Source organism: Faecalibacterium sp. Marseille-Q4164 (assembly GCF_017377545.1).
GTDB classification, from domain to species: Bacteria; Bacillota; Clostridia; order Oscillospirales; family Ruminococcaceae; genus Faecalibacterium; species Faecalibacterium duncaniae.
This window is the reverse complement of sequence record NZ_JAFREJ010000004.1, coordinates 165,824-184,860: the sequence shown is the minus strand read 5'-3', so window position 1 is coordinate 184,860 and position 19,037 is coordinate 165,824. Positions and strand designations below refer to the sequence as shown.

General features: G+C 54.5%; 18 protein-coding genes and 1 pseudogene. 10 read left to right on the top strand and 9 right to left on the bottom strand.

Annotated elements, in window-relative coordinates; all coding sequences use genetic code 11:
* Positions 1 to 302 precede the first annotated feature (302 nt).
* The 7 genes from J3352_RS06935 to J3352_RS06905 form a co-directional block, all read right to left on the bottom strand.
* The gene (locus J3352_RS06935; RefSeq protein ID WP_156066455.1) at positions 303 to 2,276 is read right to left on the bottom strand and encodes a hypothetical protein; all 1,974 of its coding nucleotides are present in this window, start codon (positions 2,274 to 2,276) and stop codon (positions 303 to 305) included.
* A gap of 205 nt (positions 2,277 to 2,481) precedes the next feature.
* The gene (locus J3352_RS06930; protein ID WP_097772974.1) at positions 2,482 to 3,900 is read right to left on the bottom strand and encodes a glycogen synthase; all 1,419 of its coding nucleotides are present in this window, start codon (positions 3,898 to 3,900) and stop codon (positions 2,482 to 2,484) included.
* A 130-nt stretch (positions 3,901 to 4,030) separates the two neighbouring features.
* Positions 4,031 to 5,158, bottom strand: coding sequence for a glucose-1-phosphate adenylyltransferase subunit GlgD (gene glgD / locus J3352_RS06925; RefSeq protein ID WP_005930299.1), 1,128 nt, complete (start codon positions 5,156 to 5,158; stop codon positions 4,031 to 4,033).
* Positions 5,152 to 6,345 (bottom strand): glucose-1-phosphate adenylyltransferase, encoded by a 1,194-nt coding sequence (locus J3352_RS06920; RefSeq protein ID WP_097769733.1) that lies wholly within the window; start codon positions 6,343 to 6,345, stop codon positions 5,152 to 5,154. Before J3352_RS06920 ends, glgD begins: the two co-directional genes overlap by 7 nt.
* Positions 6,346 to 6,426: 81 nt before the next feature.
* Positions 6,427 to 8,688, bottom strand: a complete 2,262-nt coding sequence (glgB, locus tag J3352_RS06915) for a 1,4-alpha-glucan branching protein GlgB (protein ID WP_156066453.1) — start codon at positions 8,686 to 8,688, stop codon at positions 6,427 to 6,429.
* A gap of 276 nt (positions 8,689 to 8,964) precedes the next feature.
* Positions 8,965 to 10,023 carry a 3D domain-containing protein gene (locus J3352_RS06910; RefSeq protein ID WP_242699296.1) on the bottom strand — a complete coding sequence of 353 codons (1,059 nt, stop codon included), beginning with the start codon at positions 10,021 to 10,023 and terminating at the stop codon, positions 8,965 to 8,967.
* A gap of 14 nt (positions 10,024 to 10,037) precedes the next feature.
* A complete protein-coding gene (locus J3352_RS06905; protein ID WP_156066451.1) occupies positions 10,038 to 10,346 on the bottom strand; it encodes a hypothetical protein in 309 nt (102 codons plus the stop codon).
* 274 nt (positions 10,347 to 10,620) lie between these two features.
* Here J3352_RS06905 and J3352_RS06900 point away from each other — a divergent pair, with 274 nt between their 5' ends.
* Genes J3352_RS06900 through J3352_RS06890 form a run of 3 tightly spaced genes read left to right on the top strand, consistent with a single transcriptional unit; the run spans position 10,621 to position 12,282 of the window.
* Entirely contained in the window at positions 10,621 to 11,394 is a 774-nt protein-coding gene (locus J3352_RS06900) for a hypothetical protein (RefSeq protein WP_156066449.1), read from the top strand.
* Positions 11,394 to 12,017 (top strand): GH25 family lysozyme, encoded by a 624-nt coding sequence (locus J3352_RS06895; protein ID WP_156066447.1) that lies wholly within the window; start codon positions 11,394 to 11,396, stop codon positions 12,015 to 12,017. Before J3352_RS06900 ends, J3352_RS06895 begins: the two co-directional genes overlap by 1 nt.
* Before the next feature lie 16 nt (positions 12,018 to 12,033).
* Positions 12,034 to 12,282 carry a phage holin gene (locus J3352_RS06890; protein WP_005928396.1) on the top strand — a complete coding sequence of 83 codons (249 nt, stop codon included), beginning with the start codon at positions 12,034 to 12,036 and terminating at the stop codon, positions 12,280 to 12,282.
* Positions 12,283 to 12,373: 91 nt separating this feature from the next.
* Here J3352_RS06890 and J3352_RS06885 read toward each other — a convergent pair whose 3' ends face one another.
* Positions 12,374 to 13,930: a recombinase family protein gene (locus J3352_RS06885; RefSeq protein WP_279237276.1), complete on the bottom strand. Its 1,557-nt coding sequence runs from the start codon at positions 13,928 to 13,930 to the stop codon at positions 12,374 to 12,376.
* 214 nt (positions 13,931 to 14,144) lie between these two features.
* Between J3352_RS06885 and J3352_RS14500 the strand changes: the two are divergent.
* Positions 14,145 to 14,306, top strand: a pseudogene (locus J3352_RS14500) (helix-turn-helix domain-containing protein); the annotation flags it as partial.
* A gap of 116 nt (positions 14,307 to 14,422) precedes the next feature.
* Here the strand turns inward: J3352_RS14500 and J3352_RS14495 are convergent.
* Positions 14,423 to 14,641: a hypothetical protein gene (locus J3352_RS14495; protein ID WP_197036530.1), complete on the bottom strand. Its 219-nt coding sequence runs from the start codon at positions 14,639 to 14,641 to the stop codon at positions 14,423 to 14,425.
* A 112-nt stretch (positions 14,642 to 14,753) separates the two neighbouring features.
* On the opposite strand from J3352_RS14495, the gene J3352_RS14490 reads away from it, so the two are divergent.
* From J3352_RS14490 to J3352_RS06850, 6 genes are all read left to right on the top strand, one after another.
* On the top strand, positions 14,754 to 15,164 hold the full coding sequence (locus J3352_RS14490) for a DUF6017 domain-containing protein (protein WP_156066443.1): 411 nt from the start codon (positions 14,754 to 14,756) through the stop codon (positions 15,162 to 15,164).
* Between the two features lie 32 nt (positions 15,165 to 15,196).
* Positions 15,197 to 15,415 (top strand): DUF5348 domain-containing protein, encoded by a 219-nt coding sequence (locus tag J3352_RS06870; protein ID WP_156066441.1) that lies wholly within the window; start codon positions 15,197 to 15,199, stop codon positions 15,413 to 15,415.
* Positions 15,416 to 15,462: 47 nt separating this feature from the next.
* Entirely contained in the window at positions 15,463 to 15,939 is a 477-nt protein-coding gene (locus J3352_RS06865; RefSeq protein ID WP_156066439.1) for a PcfB family protein, read from the top strand.
* The gene (locus J3352_RS06860) at positions 15,936 to 17,705 is read left to right on the top strand and encodes a VirD4-like conjugal transfer protein, CD1115 family (RefSeq protein ID WP_156066437.1); all 1,770 of its coding nucleotides are present in this window, start codon (positions 15,936 to 15,938) and stop codon (positions 17,703 to 17,705) included. Before J3352_RS06865 ends, J3352_RS06860 begins: the two co-directional genes overlap by 4 nt.
* A gap of 212 nt (positions 17,706 to 17,917) precedes the next feature.
* A complete protein-coding gene (locus J3352_RS06855; RefSeq protein ID WP_045147112.1) occupies positions 17,918 to 18,133 on the top strand; it encodes a Maff2 family mobile element protein in 216 nt (71 codons plus the stop codon).
* Between the two features lie 16 nt (positions 18,134 to 18,149).
* Positions 18,150 to 19,019, top strand: coding sequence for a VirB6/TrbL-like conjugal transfer protein, CD1112 family (locus tag J3352_RS06850; RefSeq protein ID WP_156066435.1), 870 nt, complete (start codon positions 18,150 to 18,152; stop codon positions 19,017 to 19,019).
* Positions 19,020 to 19,037 lie beyond the last annotated feature (18 nt).

Genomic DNA, 19,037 nt, shown 5'->3' with positions numbered 1-19,037 from the left:
CCCTCTGTGCGCAGGCCCGAACCAGCAGCCCGCCGCACCCTTTCGCAATGGTTTCGCTCCGGTTAAAAAGCTTATATGGATAGTATAATTCAATTCACTGAACTTTTCAATCAATTTTCCACCGATTTTTGGTAAAACTTCATAGTTCGTTCACACTAACGCCATAATTGTACGTCCACGGTGGAGTATGTCCGTCTCCGGCAGCATCAATACCAAAAATATGATAGGTTTCTTGTGCAAAACACAAAAAACCGCCCAGCTCATTTGAGAGCTGGGCGGCGGTTATCCTGGAAGTGCGGAGGTCAGCTGTCCTTGCGCTTGATCCACACCTGCGTGCCGTAGAAGGGATTGGCAGTGCCAAGGCACAGACCCTGGTCGGTGGTGGCGAATGCCCGCAGACCATGGTTGTAGGGGTCTCCAAAACCGTCCACGGTGATGGTCTGGAAGTTCACGCCGTCCTCCGAAACATACAGGTCAAAGCCCTGCTTTGCCTTGCGCATGTAGTTGAGCAGTCGGATGGCACTGGCGATGTTGCTGACCGTGATGTTCTCGAACACGAATTTGTAGGAAAACTTGATGGTCTGGGCCAGCGTGTCGGGGTTCCCGTTGCCATCGGGGTCCGTCGCCTGCAGTGCCTTCATCAGGGTCTTGAGATATTCCCACTGGGTCTTCCACTGCGCAGGGGTGCGCGTCAGCAGGTTGCCATTGACGAACTGACCAACGCACTCCAGCATGCTGCTGGTGTCAAAGGTACCCACATACAGCTTGCCATCATACACCTGCATCCGCCAGATGTACTGGTTCTCATTGCGCCCAAAGCCGGACTTTAAGCCAGAAAGGCTGCCGGAGGGGAACATCTTGGTGGCATTGCCCACCACAAGCTCCATGTTCTCGTCCCTGTCCATACGGTACAGGTTCACCGACTGTTCCAGATTGGCGTTGATGAACCGGCAGTCCAGCCCGCCGCCAAACTGACCGTCGGCGTTCTTGCCGGTCTTGGCAAAGAGGATGCGCTCCAGTGCGATCTCCTCATCGTTGTACTCGCCAATATAGAGGTGGTCGTTGTACACGATCAGGTTCGCCGCACCGGAGCGAGTGCGTTCCGGGTCGATGCCGAAGGTGTAGCGGGCACCATCCTTTTCCTGATCGCCTGCCACTGGTGTCCATGTGAAGGTGCCGTCAGGGTTCTGATCGCCCCGCACCAGTGCAAAGGACTGCATGGTGTTGTCGTCCGGCATATTGTCCTCGGTGCCGGTGCAGATGGAAACATACAGGCGGCCGTTGAACTCAGCCATATCCCAGATGCTGCCGCCGTAGATGCTGTCGGCGTAGTGATAGGCGGGGTAGTTGAACAGGCTGTCGGAATCCGCGATCTGGGTAAAGCCCTTTTCCGGATCGGAGGAGATCAGCAGGGCGGCGCTGCTCTTGCCGGTGGCGGCATCCATGGTTACGTTGCTGATGACCAGCTGATCCTTGTAGACGCACATACCGCGGATGCCCACGGAGATGCCCTGCTGGTAGGCTGCGGCATAATCCTGCACACTGTTCAGACCGATATACACCGGCTTGCACTCGTCGGTGGCGGGGTCCACCTGCCAGATGCTGGGCAGAAAGCCGATGCCGCCGCCACCCACACTGCCGCAGAAGTACAGCTTGCCGTTATACTCCAATGCGTTGCGGAACAGGGGGGTGTAACCGTTGTAGGAGCCGGACATCAACACCTTGGTCTCGCCGGTCTTGGTGTTGATCTTCACCAGCACGCCCTTGGGCCGGCCGCCATCCTCCTCGGTCAGAAAGAAAGTGCCGTTGTAAAGGGCATCGAAGGTGGCGGCAAGCACCTTGTCGTCGTATTCGTCGCCCAGACTGCTCTTCATCAGGGAGAGGGTGTTGCCGATGGCGGCGTAGCAGGTGCCCACATACAGCCAGTCGCCGTAGCCGACCGCCGACCATGCGTAGTTCTGACCCCGGTCACCGGCGTTGTAGGCGGCATTCTCCGGGTCAGTCACCACCGCCACCGCACCGTCTCCCAGATAATCCACGATGCCGTCTGCGGTTTTGGCATCCTTTTCCGGGTGGGTAATCTTTTCAAATGTCTGGTCGTCCTTGCTGTAAAAGAAAGTATTGCTTTCGTCAAGAGATTCCAGAGTGGTCAGTTCCTGCCAGCCATCGGCATGCCCGACCGCCTCCGTGCCTTCCGCCGACACCAGAAGCTGCACCGGCAGAGCGGACAGCATCGCTGCTGCCAGCACGCCGCTGATGACACGTTTCCAGTTCATATCGTTCTCCTTATCTACTCTGCCATTTCTTCAAAAACATGAAAGAGCTATCAATGTTTTTCATTGTAGCACAGTCCTGTCGGAAGTGCAAAGGTGCCTTGCCGCTTTTTGCGGATGATTCTTGTAAAATATGTGTGGAAGTCCGCAAAAAAAGCCGCCCGGCTCCTGCGAACCGGGCGGCAAAAGGCAGACTTATGAAAATGATTTACCAGAGGTTTGCGGTCTCGTTGTACAGGCCCTCGTAGCTCTTGGCAGAGAGGTCCCAGCTGAAATCGCATTCCATGTCGTGCTTGACGAGGTTGTTCCAGTCCTCTTTGTTGTAGTAGCGATCCTGTGCACGGCAGCAGGCATCGTACAGCTCATGGGCGCTGTAACCGGCAAAGGTAAAGCCGTTGCCCTCGCCCAGCGTGCAGTCATGGATGGAATCCCGCAGGCCGCCGGTCTCGCGGACGATGGGAGGCGTGCCGTAGCGGCAGGCCACCATCTGTGCCAGGCCGCAGGGCTCACTCTTGGAAGGCATGATGAACACGTCTGCACCGGCGTAGATCTCCTGAGACAGGGCGGGCTCAAAGCCGATGTAGGTGCCCACGCGGCCCGGATGACGGGCGCACAGGTCAGAGAAGAAGGTCTCGTACTGGTTCTCGCCGCTGCCCAGAATGACCAGCTCGATGCCGCGGTCCACCAGACCATCAGCAATGCTCTGCACCAGGTCAAAGCCCTTCATGCCGACCATGCGGCTGACCATGGCAAAGACGGGGCTGCCATCCTTGTGCAGGCCAAACTTGTCCTGCAGGGCCTCCTTGCACTTTGCCTTGCCCTCTTCAACGTTGGTCACATCGTAGTTGAAGGGAATCTGGGGGTCGGTGGCAGGGTTATTGGCCTCCATATCAATGCCGTTCAGGATGCCGCAAAGCTTATACTGCTTTTCCCGCAGCAGGGCATCCAGACCGTAGCTGAACCAGGGGTCCAGGATCTCCTGTGCGTAGGTGGGGCTGACGGTGGTGATCTTATCTGCCGTCTCAAAGGCACCCTTCATAAAGTTGGCGCAGCCATCGTACTCCACGATGTGCTGGTCACGGTGGCCGATGCCGCAGGTATCCTCCAGGATATCGGTGCCGTACTTGCCCTGATATGCGATGTTGTGGATGGTGAAGATGGTCTTGATCCGGTTGAACTTATCCAGATGGCGGTAGTACAGGTTCAGGTAAACGGGAACCAGCGCGGTCTGCCAGTCGTTGCAGTTGATGATATCGGGGGTGAAGTCGATGTAGAACAGGGTCTCCAGCACAGCGCGGGAGAAGAAGGCGAAGCGCTCGCCGTCATCGTAGAAGCCGTACAGGCCGCGGCGCTTGAAGTAATACTCGTTGTCCAGGAAGTAGTAGGTCACGCCGTTGACCTCAGCCTTGAACAGGCCGCAGTACTGGCTGCGCCAGCCCACGGGCACCGAGTAGTTGGTGACATACTCCAGCTTGTCGCGCATTTTCAGGTCGCCGTACAGCGGCATGATGACGCGGGCATCCACGCCGTCCTTGACCAGAGCCTTGGGCAGGGAGCCTGCCACGTCGGCCAGACCGCCGGACTTGGCAAAGGGGGTCGCTTCCGAAGCGGCATACAGGATCTTCATAGTATTTCTCCTTTCCAGAAAAAAGGGCGGATACACAAAGAGCGGGCGGGGGCGCAAAGGCCCCCGCCCCTCTTTGAGAGGGGCTACCGGGGAGGGGAGCCGCCCCTGTGAAAGTTTCGGTGTGTCAGGCTCAGACGGTGTGGTTCTTCTGAACATAGACCGGGAAGCTCTCGGTACCGGAGAGCTTCTTGTCGGCGGTCACACGCACGTTCTTATCGGTGACAACGCAGTCCAGCTGAGCGCCTGGTTCCACAACGGTATCCTGCATCAGGACACAGTTTCTGACCACAGCACCCTTCTTGACGCGAACGCCGCGGAACAGCACGCAGTTCTCCACGGTGCCCTCGATGACACAGCCATCGGCCAGCAGGGAATTGCTGACGGAAGAGCCGTTGACGTAGCGCACGGGGTTGTCATCACGGATCTTGGTGTAGACAGGGCTCTCCTTGGGGAACAGAGCGTTCAGGTTCTTCTCATCGATGAGCTTGAGGTTCTCATCAAAGTAGCTCTTCATGTCGCAGACATGGGCCACATAGCCGGTGTACTCCAGAGCACGGATGTTCAGGATGTTGACGTTGTGGGCCAGGATGTCACGCTCAAAGTAGATCAGGCCGCGGGAGGTCGCATCCTTGACCAGCTTGATCAGGGTCTCGCGCTCCAGAACGTAGATGTTCAGGTCCAGGTTCTGGACACCGGGGCGGTAATCATTGAACAGCAGCTCGGTCACACGGCCATCGGCATCCACAGTCAGGGTGTAGTTGTCGTTCTTGCGGCCCTCGGGGATCTCAGTCTTCTGGTAGGCGATGGTCACATCCGCGCCGCTTGCCTGATGGGCAGCCAGCAGGGCGTTGAAATCGTAGTTGATGGCGATGTTGGCATCGCTCATCACAACGTACTTCTCCTTCTGGTTCTCCAGGTAGCTCAGGATGGAGCCCAGAGCCTCCACACGGCCGGAATAGATGCGCACGCCCTTTTCTGCAAAGGGAGGCACGATGTTCAGGCCGCCGTGACGGCGGGCCATATCCCACTCACGGCCGGTGCCCAGATGATCCATCAGGGAGTGGTAGTTCTTGCGCACCACGATGGAGACATTGGAGATGCCGCAGTTTGCCATGCTGGACAGCATAAAGTCCACCATGCGGTAACGGCCTGCAAAGGGGATCGAAGCCATGGTGCGCTCAGTCACAAGCTCCGGTACGGTGTTATCATAGCTGTTGGGGAAAATGATGCCCAACGCATTGTTGTTCTGGCTCAGCATACTTCCTCGCCCTCCTTGACGGAATCAAATACTTTGGCACCCTCTTTTACGGTAGCGCCTGCGCCAACGGTAAGGCCGGTACCCACATGTGCAATGGGGCCCTCGCCGCCGATCTTGGCACCGGCACCCACCACAACATCCTCAGCCAGGATGCAGCGCTTGACCACGGCACCTGCCTTGACCACAACGCCATCCATCAGGACAGCATCCTCAACGGTAGCGCCCTCTTCCACGGTAACGCCTGCGCTCAGGACAGAGTGCTGGACGCGGCCATAGATCTGGCAGCCCTCGGTGATGAGGGAATCCTGCACCACGGCGCGGGGGCCGATCTTCTGGGCGGGCAGCACGGGGTTGCGGCTGTAGATCTTCCACTTCTTGTCGAAGATATCAATGCCGGAGTTCTCGGGGTCCAGCACTTCCATGTTGGCTTCCCACAGGCTGTCGATGGTGCCCACGTCACGCCAGTAGCCGTTGAAGTGGTAAGCATACATCTTGCGGCCATCCCGCAGCAGAGCGGGGATGATGTTCATGCCAAAGTCGTTCTTGGAGTTGGGATCAGCCTCGTCCTCTTCCAGGTACTTCTTCAGCACATCCCAGTTGAAGATGTAGATGCCCATGGAAGCCAGGTTGGACTTGGGAACCGGGGGCTTCTCCTGGAACTCGGTGATCTTATCGTTCTCGTCTGCCACCATCAGGCCAAAGCGGGAAGCTTCCTTCCAATCGACCTCCATGACAGCCACGGAGAACTCCGCGCCCTTTTCCTTGTGGAAGCGCAGGAAGTCGGCGTAGTCCTGCTTGCAGATCTGGTCACCGGACAGGATGATGACGTACTCAGGATCATAGCTGTCGATGAAGCTGATGTTCTGGTAGATGGCGTTTGCAGTGCCCTTGTACCAGTCGGTGCCCTTTGCCTGCTCGTAGGGGGGCAGGGTGTGCACGCCGCCGTACAGGCGGTCCAGATCCCAAGGCTGGCCGTTGCCGATGTACTCGTTCAGCTTCTGGGGCTGATACTGGGTTGCGATGCCCACAGTATCAATGTTGGAGTTGACGCAGTTGGACAGCGGGAAGTCCACGATGCGGTATTTGCCGCCGAACCCCACTGCAGGTTTTGCCGTTTTCTGTGTCAGCGCGTACAAGCGCGAGCCACGTCCGCCGGCAAGGATCATTGCCACAATTTCTTTTGCCATAGCTTTATTCTCCCCTTTTACACATTTCCGGATTTATTGGATTTGGAAATGGTTTGACTGTGTTGTGCGGATGCGCCCCGGTCACTCCTCGGTCTTGGCGGCCTTTTTGGCGCGGGGCTTGCGGGCAGGCTTTTCGGCTGCCGCGGGGGCAGCTTCAGCGGGCTCGGCTTTGGGTTTGCGGCCCCGCTTGGCGGGTGCTGCTTCGGGTGCGGCAGCGGCTTCTGCCTTGGGCTTCCGGCCGCGCTTGGCCGGGGTCTTTTCCGGTGCAGGTTCCGCTTCTGCCTTTGCCTTGCGGGTGGAGGTCTTTTTGGGCTTTTCCTCCTTCACGGCAGGCTCAGCCTTGGCGGTCTTCGTGGTCTTGGCGGCTGTCTTTTTGGCAGCGGTCTTTTTCACGGTCTGGGCCGTCTTGGCCGGATCTGCTGCCTTGCGGGTGCGCTTGGTGGGCACCTCAAAATACAGGGTGCTCATGGGCGGCAGGGTGATGGTAATGCTCTGCTCAAAGCCATGCAGGGGCTTCTTGTGGGTGCGCACGGACTTGTTATGGACCGCGCCGGAACCGCCGAAGGCCTCGTCATCGCTGTTCAGCACTTCCTTGTATGTACCTGCCACGGGTGCGCCCAGGGCATAGCCCTCGCGCAGGACGGGGTTGAAGTTGCAGACCACCAGGATCTGCTTGCCGTTTGCATCCTTGCGCAGGAAGGCGATCACGCTCTGCTTGGAGTCATCGGGCACGATCCACTGGAAGCCCTCCCAGCTGTAATCGATCTGCCAGAAGGCGGGGTGCTCTTTATAGAAGGCGTTCAGGGTCTTGACGTAGTTCTGCAGCTCGGTGTGCTTGTCGTAGTCCAGCAGCATCCAATCCAGCTGCTTTTCCTCGTTCCACTCCGTGAACTGGCCAAACTCCTGCCCCATGAACAGCAGCTTCTTGCCGGGGTGGGCCATCATGTAGCCGAAGAAGGTGCGCAGGTTGGCAAACTTAGCATCGTACTCGCCCGGCATCTTGTTGATCAGGCTGCCCTTGCCGTGCACCACTTCATCGTGGCTGATGGGCAGCACAAAGTTTTCGCTGAAGGCATAGAAGAAGCTGAAGGTGACCTTGTTGTGGTTGCCCGCGCGGAAGAGCGGGTCGGTCTTCATGTAGCTGAGCATGTCGTTCATCCAGCCCATGTTCCACTTGAAGTTGAAGCCCAGGCCGCCGTCGCTGGCCGGTTTGGTGACCATGGGCCATGCGGTGGACTCCTCCGCGATCATGCACTTGTGGGGGTGGCGGCCCAGAACCGTATCGTTCAGCTTGCGCAGGAAAGCAACTGCTTCCAGGTTCTCCTTGCCGCCATTCTTATTGGGCTCCCATTCGCCCTGCTTGCGGTTGTAATCCAGATACAGCATGGAGGCCACGGCATCCACGCGCAGACCATCGATGTGATACTGCTCCAGCCAGTACAGGGCGCTGGAGATCAGGAAGCTCTGCACCTCGCTGCGGCCGAAGTCGAACACCATGGTGCCCCACTCCTTGTGCTCGCCGCGCTTGGGGTTGGGGTCCTCGTAGCAGGCTTCTCCATCAAAGTTGTACAGGCCGAAGCCATCCTTCGGGAAGTGGGCGGGCACCCAGTCCATGATGACACCGATGCCGGCCTCATGCATCTTGTCCACAAAGGCCATGAAGTCCTTGGGGGTGCCGTAGCGGCTGGTAGGGGCAAAATAGCCCGTGACCTGATAGCCCCAGCTGCCGTCGAAGGGATACTCCATCACGGGCAGAAGCTCCACATGGGTGTAGCCCATCTCCCGGATGTAGGGGATCAGCTCATCGGCCAGCTCAGAATAGTTATAGGGAACCTTCTCGTCCTTGAGCTTCCAGCTGCCCGCGTGCATCTCGTAGATGTTCATCGGGCCGTTGATCACGTCCGCCTTTTTCTGAGCAGTCTGCCAGGCATCATCGTGCCAGGCAAAGCCGGTGATATCGTAGACCTTGCTGCCGTTGGAGGGCCGGGTCTCCGCGTGGAACGCATAGGGGTCAGCCTTGTAGATCAGGTCGCCGCCCCGGGTGGTCACACAGTACTTGTAGACATCGTATTCCTTTACGCCGGGGATGAACAGCTCCCAGACAGAATCCCCATCCACTTTGCGCATCGGGTGGCTGCCCGGCTTCCAGCTGTTGAAATCGCCCACCACACTGATGGCGGCTGCATGGGGTGCCCAAACACGGAACACCACACCGGACTCTCCGGCGCGGGTTTCAAGGTGTGCACCAAAGTAACGGTATGCTTCGCAGTTGTTGCCCTGCTTGAACAGATAAATCGGCAGATCCGAGGGATCTTTCTGGATCTTTTCTTCCGTCGGTCTCATAAACAGCTCCTCCCCGTACAGGCCGCAGTGAGCCTATACCTTTGTACTCTCTTATATTAAAGAATTTTGTCCGATTTTTCAAGGGCTTTCCGTCAAAATCTACTATAATCTTTTCGTCAATATTTTTTCATTGTGGTCAACTTATCCAATTTTACACAAGAATTCTCGGCAAACTTTACAGAATATAGGGCAAAAAGAAAAACCCGCCTCATTTTTCCTGCAAATCCAGGAAACTGAAGCGGGTGCTTTTTCAAATTTTTCCGTGTGCTATGCGGTTCAGCCTACAACGTAAACGTTGACCTGAATGGCTCCGTTGATGACCGACTCTGCGTAGGTCTCATAGAAGAGATCCACCAGGATCTGGCCCTTCTGCACCGCGATACCGGTGTCGGTGGCAACGGCATAACCGTAAACAAAGCTGCCGTCCGTGGAAGTGATGTACAGCAGCGTGCCATAAGGGATGACGCTGGGGTCAACGGCAACGGTGCCGTAGCCCAGGCCCAGGCCCGACGAGCCCTTGCCCGTGCGGGAATAATAGCCCGTGGCCTTGCCGGTGAGGACCTGGCTGTACGAGGCGGGGGCGTTGGTGGTGCCGTCCGGCCCGGTCAGGGGAGAAACGGGCGCACCGGCACCATAGGTCTTGATGACATGGTCGGTGGGCTCCACCGTGGTGGTCACATCCACTACCATGCTGTTTTCCAGCTCGCCGTCCACATACTTTTCGCGGGTGGTCACGGTCTGCTGGCCCTCCGCCCCATGCTGCAGGGTAGTGGCCCGGCCGGTGTTGCGGAAGTACAGGCTGGTGTAGATATACTGGGTGTCATAGGGGATGGTCTGGGTCTCCACCTTGTCCTGGTAGTCCACCCGGTGCACCGTGATCTCACTGCCCGCAGTGACCAGCTGATCCAGCGCAGGCTCGGTGTAGTCATCTGCCTCCAGGGTGATGCCGGCGCGCTCCAGCGCTTCGGCAACGGTGCCAAAGGCCATCTTCACCGGGTACTCCTGGCCGTCGGCCTGGATGTTCACGGTGAAGGCCCGCTCAATGTTCAGGGTGGCAAGATTGCCGCTGAACGCGGTGTAGTAAACGTGGTCGCCCTCTTCGGCCTCAATGCCGGAAAGGCTCATGACGCGGGCAGGGTCGGTCTCACTGCTGACCACCAGCTGACGCGCACCATCGGAGTCGGTGACGTAGGTCAGCCGCAGATTCGCGGCGGTCACGGCCAAAGTGAACACAAGGCTCACTGCCATGACGCAGAACGCCAGCACACGGGGTGTGACCGCACGAGCGCGGTCAGACAATGCTTTTTGAAATTTGACGGAAGCGATACGAGACAACTCCTCTCTTTTCATCATTTTGGAATGCGGCGGGCTCTTCCTTTGCCCGCAAAGCGCAGGGCATTTTTCCCTGCAAAGGGCCGTCTTTTTATACGGCGTTTTACTTCCTGAGAAATAAAATTTAGACGCTCCAACGTGTGTATGATCCGTTGAGCGGGCACTATTTTAGCAGACGACGGCCCATTTGTCAAATCAGCGCGCTTCGGCTTGACAATTGTTTCACATAGTTTTTTGTGCAATCTGTACATTGTTTTCCTTGATTCAGAATGATTTCGGGCGTTTCCTTCTGAAATTTTCCCAAAAAATTGGTCGTATTCGTTCATAATTTTTTAACATTTCAAGTCTGTTTCCCGGGGAGAAATCGCCGGGCTCTTTTGCACATTCCGGCGCATCAATCATGCGTAATCCGACATTTTGCGGCACAAATTCCCCGCTGTTTTCCTGCCGGAAATAACGGGGAGTTTCTCCGCAGTTTCTGTCAAAAACCGGCTTCCAGCAAAATGCCGAAAGGTAAAAAACGCCATAAAAAAAGACCGCGCTTCCGTGCCCTGCCGCAAACCGGTACAATGGGGTCAAAACGAAGAAAGGAAGGTTTTTATGCAGATCAAGATCACTTCCCGCACGCTGGGCGGCACCGAATTCACGGCCCAGCCCGCCCGGCTGCACCTGGGCGCACAGAACGCCGAGGGCGTGGACCGGCTGGTGTTCCAGCTGCCTGCGGAATGGGCCGGGTGCAGCATCACCCTGCACATCCGCCACAGCGACGGCACCCTTGCCGCACCCCTTGTGCTGGATGCAGCGCACAGCGCGCCCGTGGGCCGCAGCTTCACGGGCTGGCCCGCCGGGCAATGGATGCTGGCCGCCACCGACGGCAGCGGCTATACCGCTTACACCCGCCCGGGCCGGTACGATGTCTACGACATTCTGCCCACCGACGGCACCGAGGAGGAGCCCAGTCCCTCGGTGTACGAACAGTTCATCGCCCAGGTATCGGGGCAGGCCGATGCGGCGGTGCAGGCGGCCCAGAATAGTGCCGCCAGTGAGGCCAGTGCCGCCCGGCAGGCGCAGGCCGCTGCCGACGCTGCCGAGCGGGCCGCACTGAATGGCAGCCGTGCCGCGACCTCGGCTTCCCGCGCCGAGAGCGCCGCCCTGCGCGCCGAATCCTTTGCGCCCGAGGACGGCACCCTGCTCAGTGTCAACGGCAAGGGCGGCGCGGTGGTGCTGGACGCGCAGGACGTAGGCGCGCTGCCTGCCCCGGTGGCCCCGCAGGCAGGTGCCCTCCTGCGGGTGCTGTCCATCCGCAGCGATGGCAGTCTGGTGGTGGACACCGTCACTCCCGCCGCCCTCAAGACCCTGCTGGAGGCCACCTGATGTTCACGGTGCTGGATGTCTCCCGCTGGCAGGGCCGCATAGACTGGGATACCGTAAAAGCCAGCGGCAGGGTCCACGGCGTGATGCTGCGCGCACTGGGCAGCAGGAACGGCACGCCCTACATCGACCCCATGTTTGAAACAAACTACTCTGCCTGCATCCGGCTGGGCATCCCGGTGGGGGTCTACTATTACAGCTGTGCCGTTACTGCCCCACAGCGGGATGCTGAGCTGGCCCTCCTGCACGATGCCCTCAGGGGAAAGCGGCTTCAGCTGCCCGCTGCCATCGACGTGGAGGATGCCCGCCTGCGTGCTCTGACACCGGATGCGCTCTCCGCCCTTGTTGCCGGGGCGGCACGGCAGCTGGAGCACTGGGGCCTGTACGCCATGGTATACACCTACACCCATTTTGCAGATACTGCCCTGCACATGGACACGCTGGTCCCCTTCGACCTCTGGCTGGCGGACTACCGGGGCAAACGCCCGGCCCGCAGGCACGGGATGTGGCAGTACACCAGCAGGGGCAGGGTACCCGGCATCTCCGGCCCCGTAGACCTGAGCCGCACCGAAAAGGATTATCCCGCCCTGCTCCACCGGGCGGGGCTCGACCGTACCATCCTATAAAAGAAAGGAGTTCCCCATGAAGAAATGCAAGATCTCTCCCGCCACGCTGGCCCGCACGGCGGCGCTGGCACTGGCGCTGACCAATCAGGTGCTCAGCGCCACCGGCCACCGTGTCCTGCCCATTGAATCGGCAGAGCTGGAGCAGCTGGTCTCCACCGGCCTGACCATTGCCACCGCGCTGGTCAGCTGGTGGAAGAACAATTCCTTCACCCCGGAGGCCATCGAAGCCGATGACTTCCTCTGCCAGCTGAAGGAGCACAAATAACCAAAAAGGGACGATGCTTTTAGGTGTGTCCAGTTAAGAAAACATTCTAAGGCAAGAGAGAAACGGTATAGCTTCGGCTATGCCGTTTCTTTCATTTTTGCCTGCTATCAAATACTTTGGACATTTCCAAAATCCCGATACCTTTGTAGTAGATATCTACCTCTTGTCTGCGGTTGATTTTGCTATGGGGATCGGTCGCTGCGTGAATGACGATCTTCTCAACGAACTCATGCAGGATACGAGGTGTCAGCTCCGGGATATCGGTGTACTGGCGGACAACAGACAGGAACCTGTCAACATTGGCACTTTTGCCTTCTTCTTCTTCGATTTCCTCACGGAGTATTGCAGCCTGTGTCTGCAAACTAGCCTGTTCCGCTTCATAATCGGTGGACAGCTTGTGAAAACGCTCGTCTGTCAGCTTGCCGCTGATGTTGTCCTCATACAGCCGCTTGAAGATTGTATCCAGTTCTGTGATACGCTTCTCACTTTCAGACAGCAGCTTGCGCTTTTTGGCAAGACCTTTATTGCGTTCCTTTACATCCATATCCATGACCATCTGAACGAAACGGTTTTCGTGGCTTCTTGCGAAGGACACAATCTCCCGCAGATTTTGAAGGATCAGTTCCTCCAGGATAACCGTTCGGATGGAGTGTGGTGTGCTGCATACCTGCTTTCCCTTACGGTATCCAGAGCAGATATAATATTCTTGATCCTTTCGGAAACCGGTCGCTCTGCACTGGTACAGGATCGAGCCACAATCGGCACAATACATCATGCCGGAGAACATCCCCATTTCGCCCATCTTTGTCGGACGGCGCCGTGATTGCCGTGCCTGTTTTACAGCCTCGGCAATGGCTTCTGTCCAGATGGGTTCATGGGTATTCTCGAAGATGACCCATTCACTTTCAGGATTTTTGATTTTCTTTTTGCTCTTGTAGGACTTCTTTGTGGTCTTGAAATTCACCGTATGCCCCAGGTATTCACGCCAACGATCCATAATATGTGCTATCGTGGTATTATCCCAATCATAAGGATCGCCTTGCTTTTTTACATTGCAGGTAATGCCCTTGCTTTCATAGTAAGCGGCAGGTGTGAGAATTTTCCGTTCCCGCAGTTTTCGTGCTATCTGGGACGGTCCAAACCCATCCATAACATACAGCCCGATTTCATAGACCACATCGGCAGCCTCACGGTCGGGTATCCAATGTTTGCTGTCATCCGGGTCTTTCATGTATCCGTAGGGCGCATTAGTCGTCAAATGTTCTCCGGCGTTCCCTTTGACCTTCATCACAGCACGGATTTTCTTGCTGGTGTCTTTCGCATACCACTCATTGATGATATTGCGGAAGGGAGTAAACTCATTGTCGCCCTGGGTGCTGTCCACCCCATCGTTTACGGCGATAAAGTGAACATCATGCTCCGGGAACATGATCTCGGTATACATACCCACCTGTAGATAATCACGGCCAAAACGGGACATATCTTTGATGATGACCCGCTTGACGATCCCTGCCTCCACATCGGCAATCATCTCCTGGAAACCAGGTCGATTGAAAGATGAAGTTAGATAACGATACTTTTGAAAACACAGTAAAATCAAGGTTTTTTCGTATGACGGACAAGCAGGTATTATACTAAAACTGAACACAGACCGTAAAATGCGGCGTTTCTCACTTCCAAAATCGGAAGAACAGGAACGCCGCTTTTTTTATGCCCTTATGTTACGGAGTAGGGGCGAAAAAAGGCTTGTATTTCAAGGCTTTGCAGACACAGGTTTTAAGGGGGCAAGGGGTTTATACCTTTTCCCTCAAAATCAGCCTTTAACTGCGTAACAGAAACCACAGCAAAGGAGTGAAAAAACTATGGCAGTTTTCCGAGTGGAGCGCAACACGGGATATACCGTAATGAGCAACCACCACCTACGCAACAAGGAACTTTCCTTAAAGGCAAAGGGGCTGTTATCTCAAATGCTGTCCTTGCCGGAGGATTGGGATTATACCCTTGCGGGGCTGTCCTACATCAACCGGGAAAAGATAGACGCTATCCGGGAAGCGATAAAGGAGCTTGAAAAAGCCGGATATATCAAACGTTCAAGGGAGCGCGACGAAAAAGGACGCCTGCGCGGTGCCGACTATGTAATCTATGAGCAGCCGCAGCCTGACGAGGAACAGGAAGCCACGCCGCCTATATCGGATTTACCTACATTGGAAAATCCAACATTGGATAATCCAACGTTGGAAAAACCTATGTTGGAAAAACCTACGTTGGAAAATCCAACGCAATTAAATAAAGATATATTAAAGACTAACTTACCAAAAAAAGAAAAATCAAATACGGATTTATCAATTACCCATTCCATTCCTATCCATTCCCCAAACCCCTTGCCTTTTGGCGGGGACGCAGCAAGAGCCAACGGCAACGCAAGCGCAGCCGAGGAAAGGAAGCGAAAGGAAAGGAACGACGCATACAGAGTGTATGAGGAAATCATCAAGGACAATATCGACTATGATATTCTGCTTCAGGACAAACGCATTGACAAAGACCGCTTGAATGAAATCGTTGACCTCATTCTTGAAACCGTCTGTACCGCAAGGAAGCAGATACGAATTGCCGGGGACGATTACCCCGCCGAGCTTGTCAAGGCAAAGTTTATGAAGCTGAACAGCAGCCATATTGAATTTGTGCTTGACTGTATGCAGGAGAACACAACGAAAATCCGTAACATCAAGCAGTATTTGAAGGCGGTGCTTTTCAATGCCCCGTCTACCATTGACAGCTACTATACCGCCCTTGTCGCTCACGATATGGCAAGCGGCAAGTTATACGGCAATCAGAAATCAGGCATACCCGACTACTCTTGCAGCGAGTATGAAACCCTATAACCCATTCACAAAGAACAGGAGGACAAAAAACTATGACACAGAAAACAGGAGCTTTGGTATTTAACGAACATACCGACCGTTACGACATTCGTTTTGATGTAGCCGACTATTACGGCGGCCTGCATTGTGGGGAGTGCTTGGAGGTATTCACAGGCGGCAAATGGAAACCGACCCGCATTGAGTACGGGGATAATTGGTATCTTGTGGGTATTCGCGCCGAGGACTTGAACGGCTTGCGCGTTCGTATTTGACGGGTGCTGCCCCAAACAACACTACCGGGAAAGGAGGACGGTAAACAATGCAGGACGAAATCAACGAAAAAGTGGTTGCGCTCTCTATCAAGGGCGGCAAGCTGACCGCCGCCACGCTTCAAAAAGCTGTCAAGGCTATGCTTGCACAGATGAAGAAACAGCACGAAAAACAGCCACAGGGCAAGCAGACCCTAAAACAGCTTGCGAAACAGAACGCCGGATTATCCAACATTGAGATTACCGAGGGCAATATCAAGGCTTTTGAACATACGGCGAAAAAATACGGCATTGACTTTGCCTTAAAAAAGGACGCCACCGAGCAGCCGCCCCGTTACCTTGTCTTTTTCAAAGGGCGGGACGCCGACGCGCTGACCGCAGCTTTCAGGGAATTTTCCGCAAAGAAGCTGACACAGGAACAAAAGCCCTCTATCCGCAAAGTTTTAGTTGCGTTCAAAGAAAAAGCAAAGGAACTTAACGCTAACCGTCAACAGACAAAACACAAAGGCAGGGGGATTGACAGATGAAGCCCGAAATCAAAAAAATGCTTATCCTGAACGCCCCGTATCTTATCTTTGTGTATGCCTTTGATAAAATCGGGCAGGCGTTCAGACTTGCGCCGGGGGCTGACCTCACGGGCAAGCTCTTATCTATCGGGGACGGATTTTCAGCCGCCTTTTCAAATGCACTGCCGAGCTTTGACCCTATGGACTTGTTGATTGGTATTGCAGGCGCGGCAATCATAAGACTTGCGGTGTATATGAAAGGCAAGAACGCAAAGAAATACCGCAAGGGCATTGAGTACGGCTCTGCCCGTTGGGGAAATGCCGAGGACATAAAGCCGTATATCGACCCCGTATTTGAAAACAACGTGCTTTTGACCCAGACCGAAAGGCTGATGATGTCAAGCCGCCCGAAGCACCCGAAATATGCACGAAATAAAAATGTGCTTGTAATCGGAGGAAGCGGAAGCGGCAAGACAAGGTTTTTCGTCAAGCCTAACCTTATGCAAATGCACTCAAGCTATGTTGTAACCGACCCGAAAGGCACCGTCTTAATCGAGTGCGGGAAACTCTTGCAGCGCGGCGGGTACAAAATCAAAGTGCTAAACACAATCAATTTCAAAAAGTCAATGCGGTACAATCCCTTTGCCTATATCCGCAGCGAAAAGGACATTTTGAAACTTGTAAATACCATAATCGCAAACACCAAAGGCGACGGAGAAAAAAGCGGCGAGGATTTTTGGGTAAAGTCCGAACGGCTTTTTTACTGCGCCCTTATCGGCTATATCCATTACGAAGCCCCGGAGAATGAAAAGAACTTTACGACCCTGCTTGAAATGATAAACGCAAGCGAAGCCCGCGAGGACGACCCGGAATTTCAATCCCCCGTTGACCTTATGTTTGAACGGCTGGAGGAAAAAGACCCGGAACATTTTGCGGTGCGTCAATACAAAAAGTTTTTGCTATCGGCAGGAAAAACAAGAAGCTCTATCCTCATTTCCTGCGGCGCCCGTCTTGCCCCTTTTGACATTCGGGAACTGCGGGAGCTTATGGAAACAGACGAAATGGAGCTTGACACATTGGGCGACCGAAAGACCGCACTTTTCGTTATCATCTCCGATACGGACGACACCTTTAACTTTGTTGTGAGTATTCTTTACACACAGCTTTTCAATCTGCTTTGCGACAAGGCAGATGATGTGTACGGCGGCAGGCTGCCCGTTCACGTTCGCTGCCTGCTTGATGAATTTGCGAATATCGGGCAGATACCGAAATTTGAAAAACTGATTGCCACCATACGAAGCCGTGAAATATCGGCTTCTATTATTTTGCAATCACAATCACAGCTTAAAGCCATTTACAAGGATAACGCCGATACGATTGTCGGCAACTGCGACACGACCTTGTTTTTGGGCGGCAAGGAAAAAACCACCCTCAAAGAAATATCGGAAATCTTGGGAAAGGAAACCATAGACAGCTTCAACACTTCCGAGAACAGAGGGCGGGAGCTTTCCCACGGGCTGAACTATCAGAAGTTAGGCAAGGAGCTTATGAGCCAAGATGAAATTGCCGTTATGGACGGCGGCAAATGTATCTTGCAGTTACGAGGGGTACGCCCCTTTTTCTCCGAGAAATACGATATTACCAAACACCCCAACTACAAATACCTGTCGGACTATGACAAAAAGAATACGTTTGATATGGAAAAGCATTTAAGACGCCGCCCCGCAATCGTCAAGCCCGACGAAGTATTTGACTATTACGAAGTAGACGCCGCCGAACTTGAATAGGCGGCGCGGAAAGGAGGCTTTTATCAGGAACAGAAAACCCCGCTTTTATTGGGTGCGCGCCCCTACTGATGAAGCGCATAACCCCGAACAATCCACACCGACGGGACACGGTGCGGAGGCTGCCGCCGTATTTCTACGGCGGTTTTTTTGTACCCAAAACCAAACAACAATTATTTTGACAGCCGCAAAGCGGCAGAAAGTGAGGAAAATATATGGCATTTTTTAATTCAGCAGTAGGCGTATTACAGACACTCGTTATCGCTCTTGGTGCAGGCTTGGGCATCTGGGGAGTAATCAATCTTATGGAGGGTTACGGAAATGATAACCCCGGCGCAAAATCACAGGGTATGAAACAGCTTATGGCCGGCGGCGGTGTTGCCCTTATCGGTATGACCCTTGTACCTTTGCTTTCCGGGCTTTTCGGTTAAGCGCGGGTAACGGCTTATGCAGAGCATACTTGACGCGATTAACGAATGGATAAAGGAAATCCTTATCGGAGCCATAAACGGTAATCTGTCAACTATGTTCGGGGACGTAAACGAAAAAGTCGGAACTATCGCCGCAGAGGTAGGCAAGACCCCGCAGGGGTGGAACGCAAGCATATTTTCTATGATACAGACCCTATCGGAAAATGTGATTGTACCCATTGCGGGGCTTGTCATTACCTATGTTCTATGCGTGGAGCTTATTTCAATGATAACCGAAAAGAACAATATGCACGACATAGACACATTTATGTTTTTCAAGTGGTTTTTCAAGGCGTGGGTAGCGGTATATCTCGTTACCCATACCTTTAATATCACAATGGCGGTATTCGATTTAGCGCAGTACGTCGTATCCGGCGCAGCCGGGGTAATCGGCGGCAACACAAATATAGATGTGGACGCCGCCCTATCCTCTATGCAATCAGGACTTGACGCTATGGAAATCCCCGAACTGCTTCTGCTTGTAATGGAAACAAGCCTTGTAAGCCTGTGTATGAAAATTATGTCGGTGCTTATTACGGTTATCCTTTACGGCAGAATGATAGAAATATACCTTTACTGTTCGGTATCGCCTATCCCGTTTGCAACAATGACTAACCGCGAGTGGGGACAGATAGGAAACAACTACCTAAAATCCCTGTTCGCCCTCGGTTTTCAAGGCTTCCTCATTATGATATGTGTCGGCATTTATGCGGTTTTGGTAAACAGTATGATTATAGCGGATAATCTGCACAGCGCGATATTCTCCCTTGCGGCATACACCGTTATCCTCTGCTTCTCCCTGTTCAAATCCGGCGCACTTGCGAAGTCGATTTTTAACGCACATTAAGCGGGTACACCCCGCAGA

Coding starts and splice junctions, on each gene's coding strand:
- J3352_RS06935 (WP_156066455.1), bottom strand. CDS start 2,276: ATGAACTGGAAACGTGTCATCAGCGGCGTGCTGGCAGCAGCGATGCTG.
- J3352_RS06930 (WP_097772974.1), bottom strand. CDS start 3,900: ATGAAGATCCTGTATGCCGCTTCGGAAGCGACCCCCTTTGCCAAGTCC.
- glgD (WP_005930299.1), bottom strand. CDS start 5,158: ATGCTGAGCCAGAACAACAATGCGTTGGGCATCATTTTCCCCAACAGC.
- J3352_RS06920 (WP_097769733.1), bottom strand. CDS start 6,345: ATGGCAAAAGAAATTGTGGCAATGATCCTTGCCGGCGGACGTGGCTCG.
- glgB (WP_156066453.1), bottom strand. CDS start 8,688: ATGAGACCGACGGAAGAAAAGATCCAGAAAGATCCCTCGGATCTGCCG.
- J3352_RS06905 (WP_156066451.1), bottom strand. CDS start 10,346: ATGAACGAATACGACCAATTTTTTGGGAAAATTTCAGAAGGAAACGCC.
- J3352_RS06900 (WP_156066449.1), top strand. CDS start 10,621: ATGCAGATCAAGATCACTTCCCGCACGCTGGGCGGCACCGAATTCACG.
- J3352_RS06895 (WP_156066447.1), top strand. CDS start 11,394: ATGTTCACGGTGCTGGATGTCTCCCGCTGGCAGGGCCGCATAGACTGG.
- J3352_RS06890 (WP_005928396.1), top strand. CDS start 12,034: ATGAAGAAATGCAAGATCTCTCCCGCCACGCTGGCCCGCACGGCGGCG.
- J3352_RS14495 (WP_197036530.1), bottom strand. CDS start 14,641: ATGGAATGGGTAATTGATAAATCCGTATTTGATTTTTCTTTTTTTGGT.
- J3352_RS06870 (WP_156066441.1), top strand. CDS start 15,197: ATGACACAGAAAACAGGAGCTTTGGTATTTAACGAACATACCGACCGT.
- J3352_RS06865 (WP_156066439.1), top strand. CDS start 15,463: ATGCAGGACGAAATCAACGAAAAAGTGGTTGCGCTCTCTATCAAGGGC.
- J3352_RS06860 (WP_156066437.1), top strand. CDS start 15,936: ATGAAGCCCGAAATCAAAAAAATGCTTATCCTGAACGCCCCGTATCTT.
- J3352_RS06855 (WP_045147112.1), top strand. CDS start 17,918: ATGGCATTTTTTAATTCAGCAGTAGGCGTATTACAGACACTCGTTATC.
- J3352_RS06850 (WP_156066435.1), top strand. CDS start 18,150: ATGCAGAGCATACTTGACGCGATTAACGAATGGATAAAGGAAATCCTT.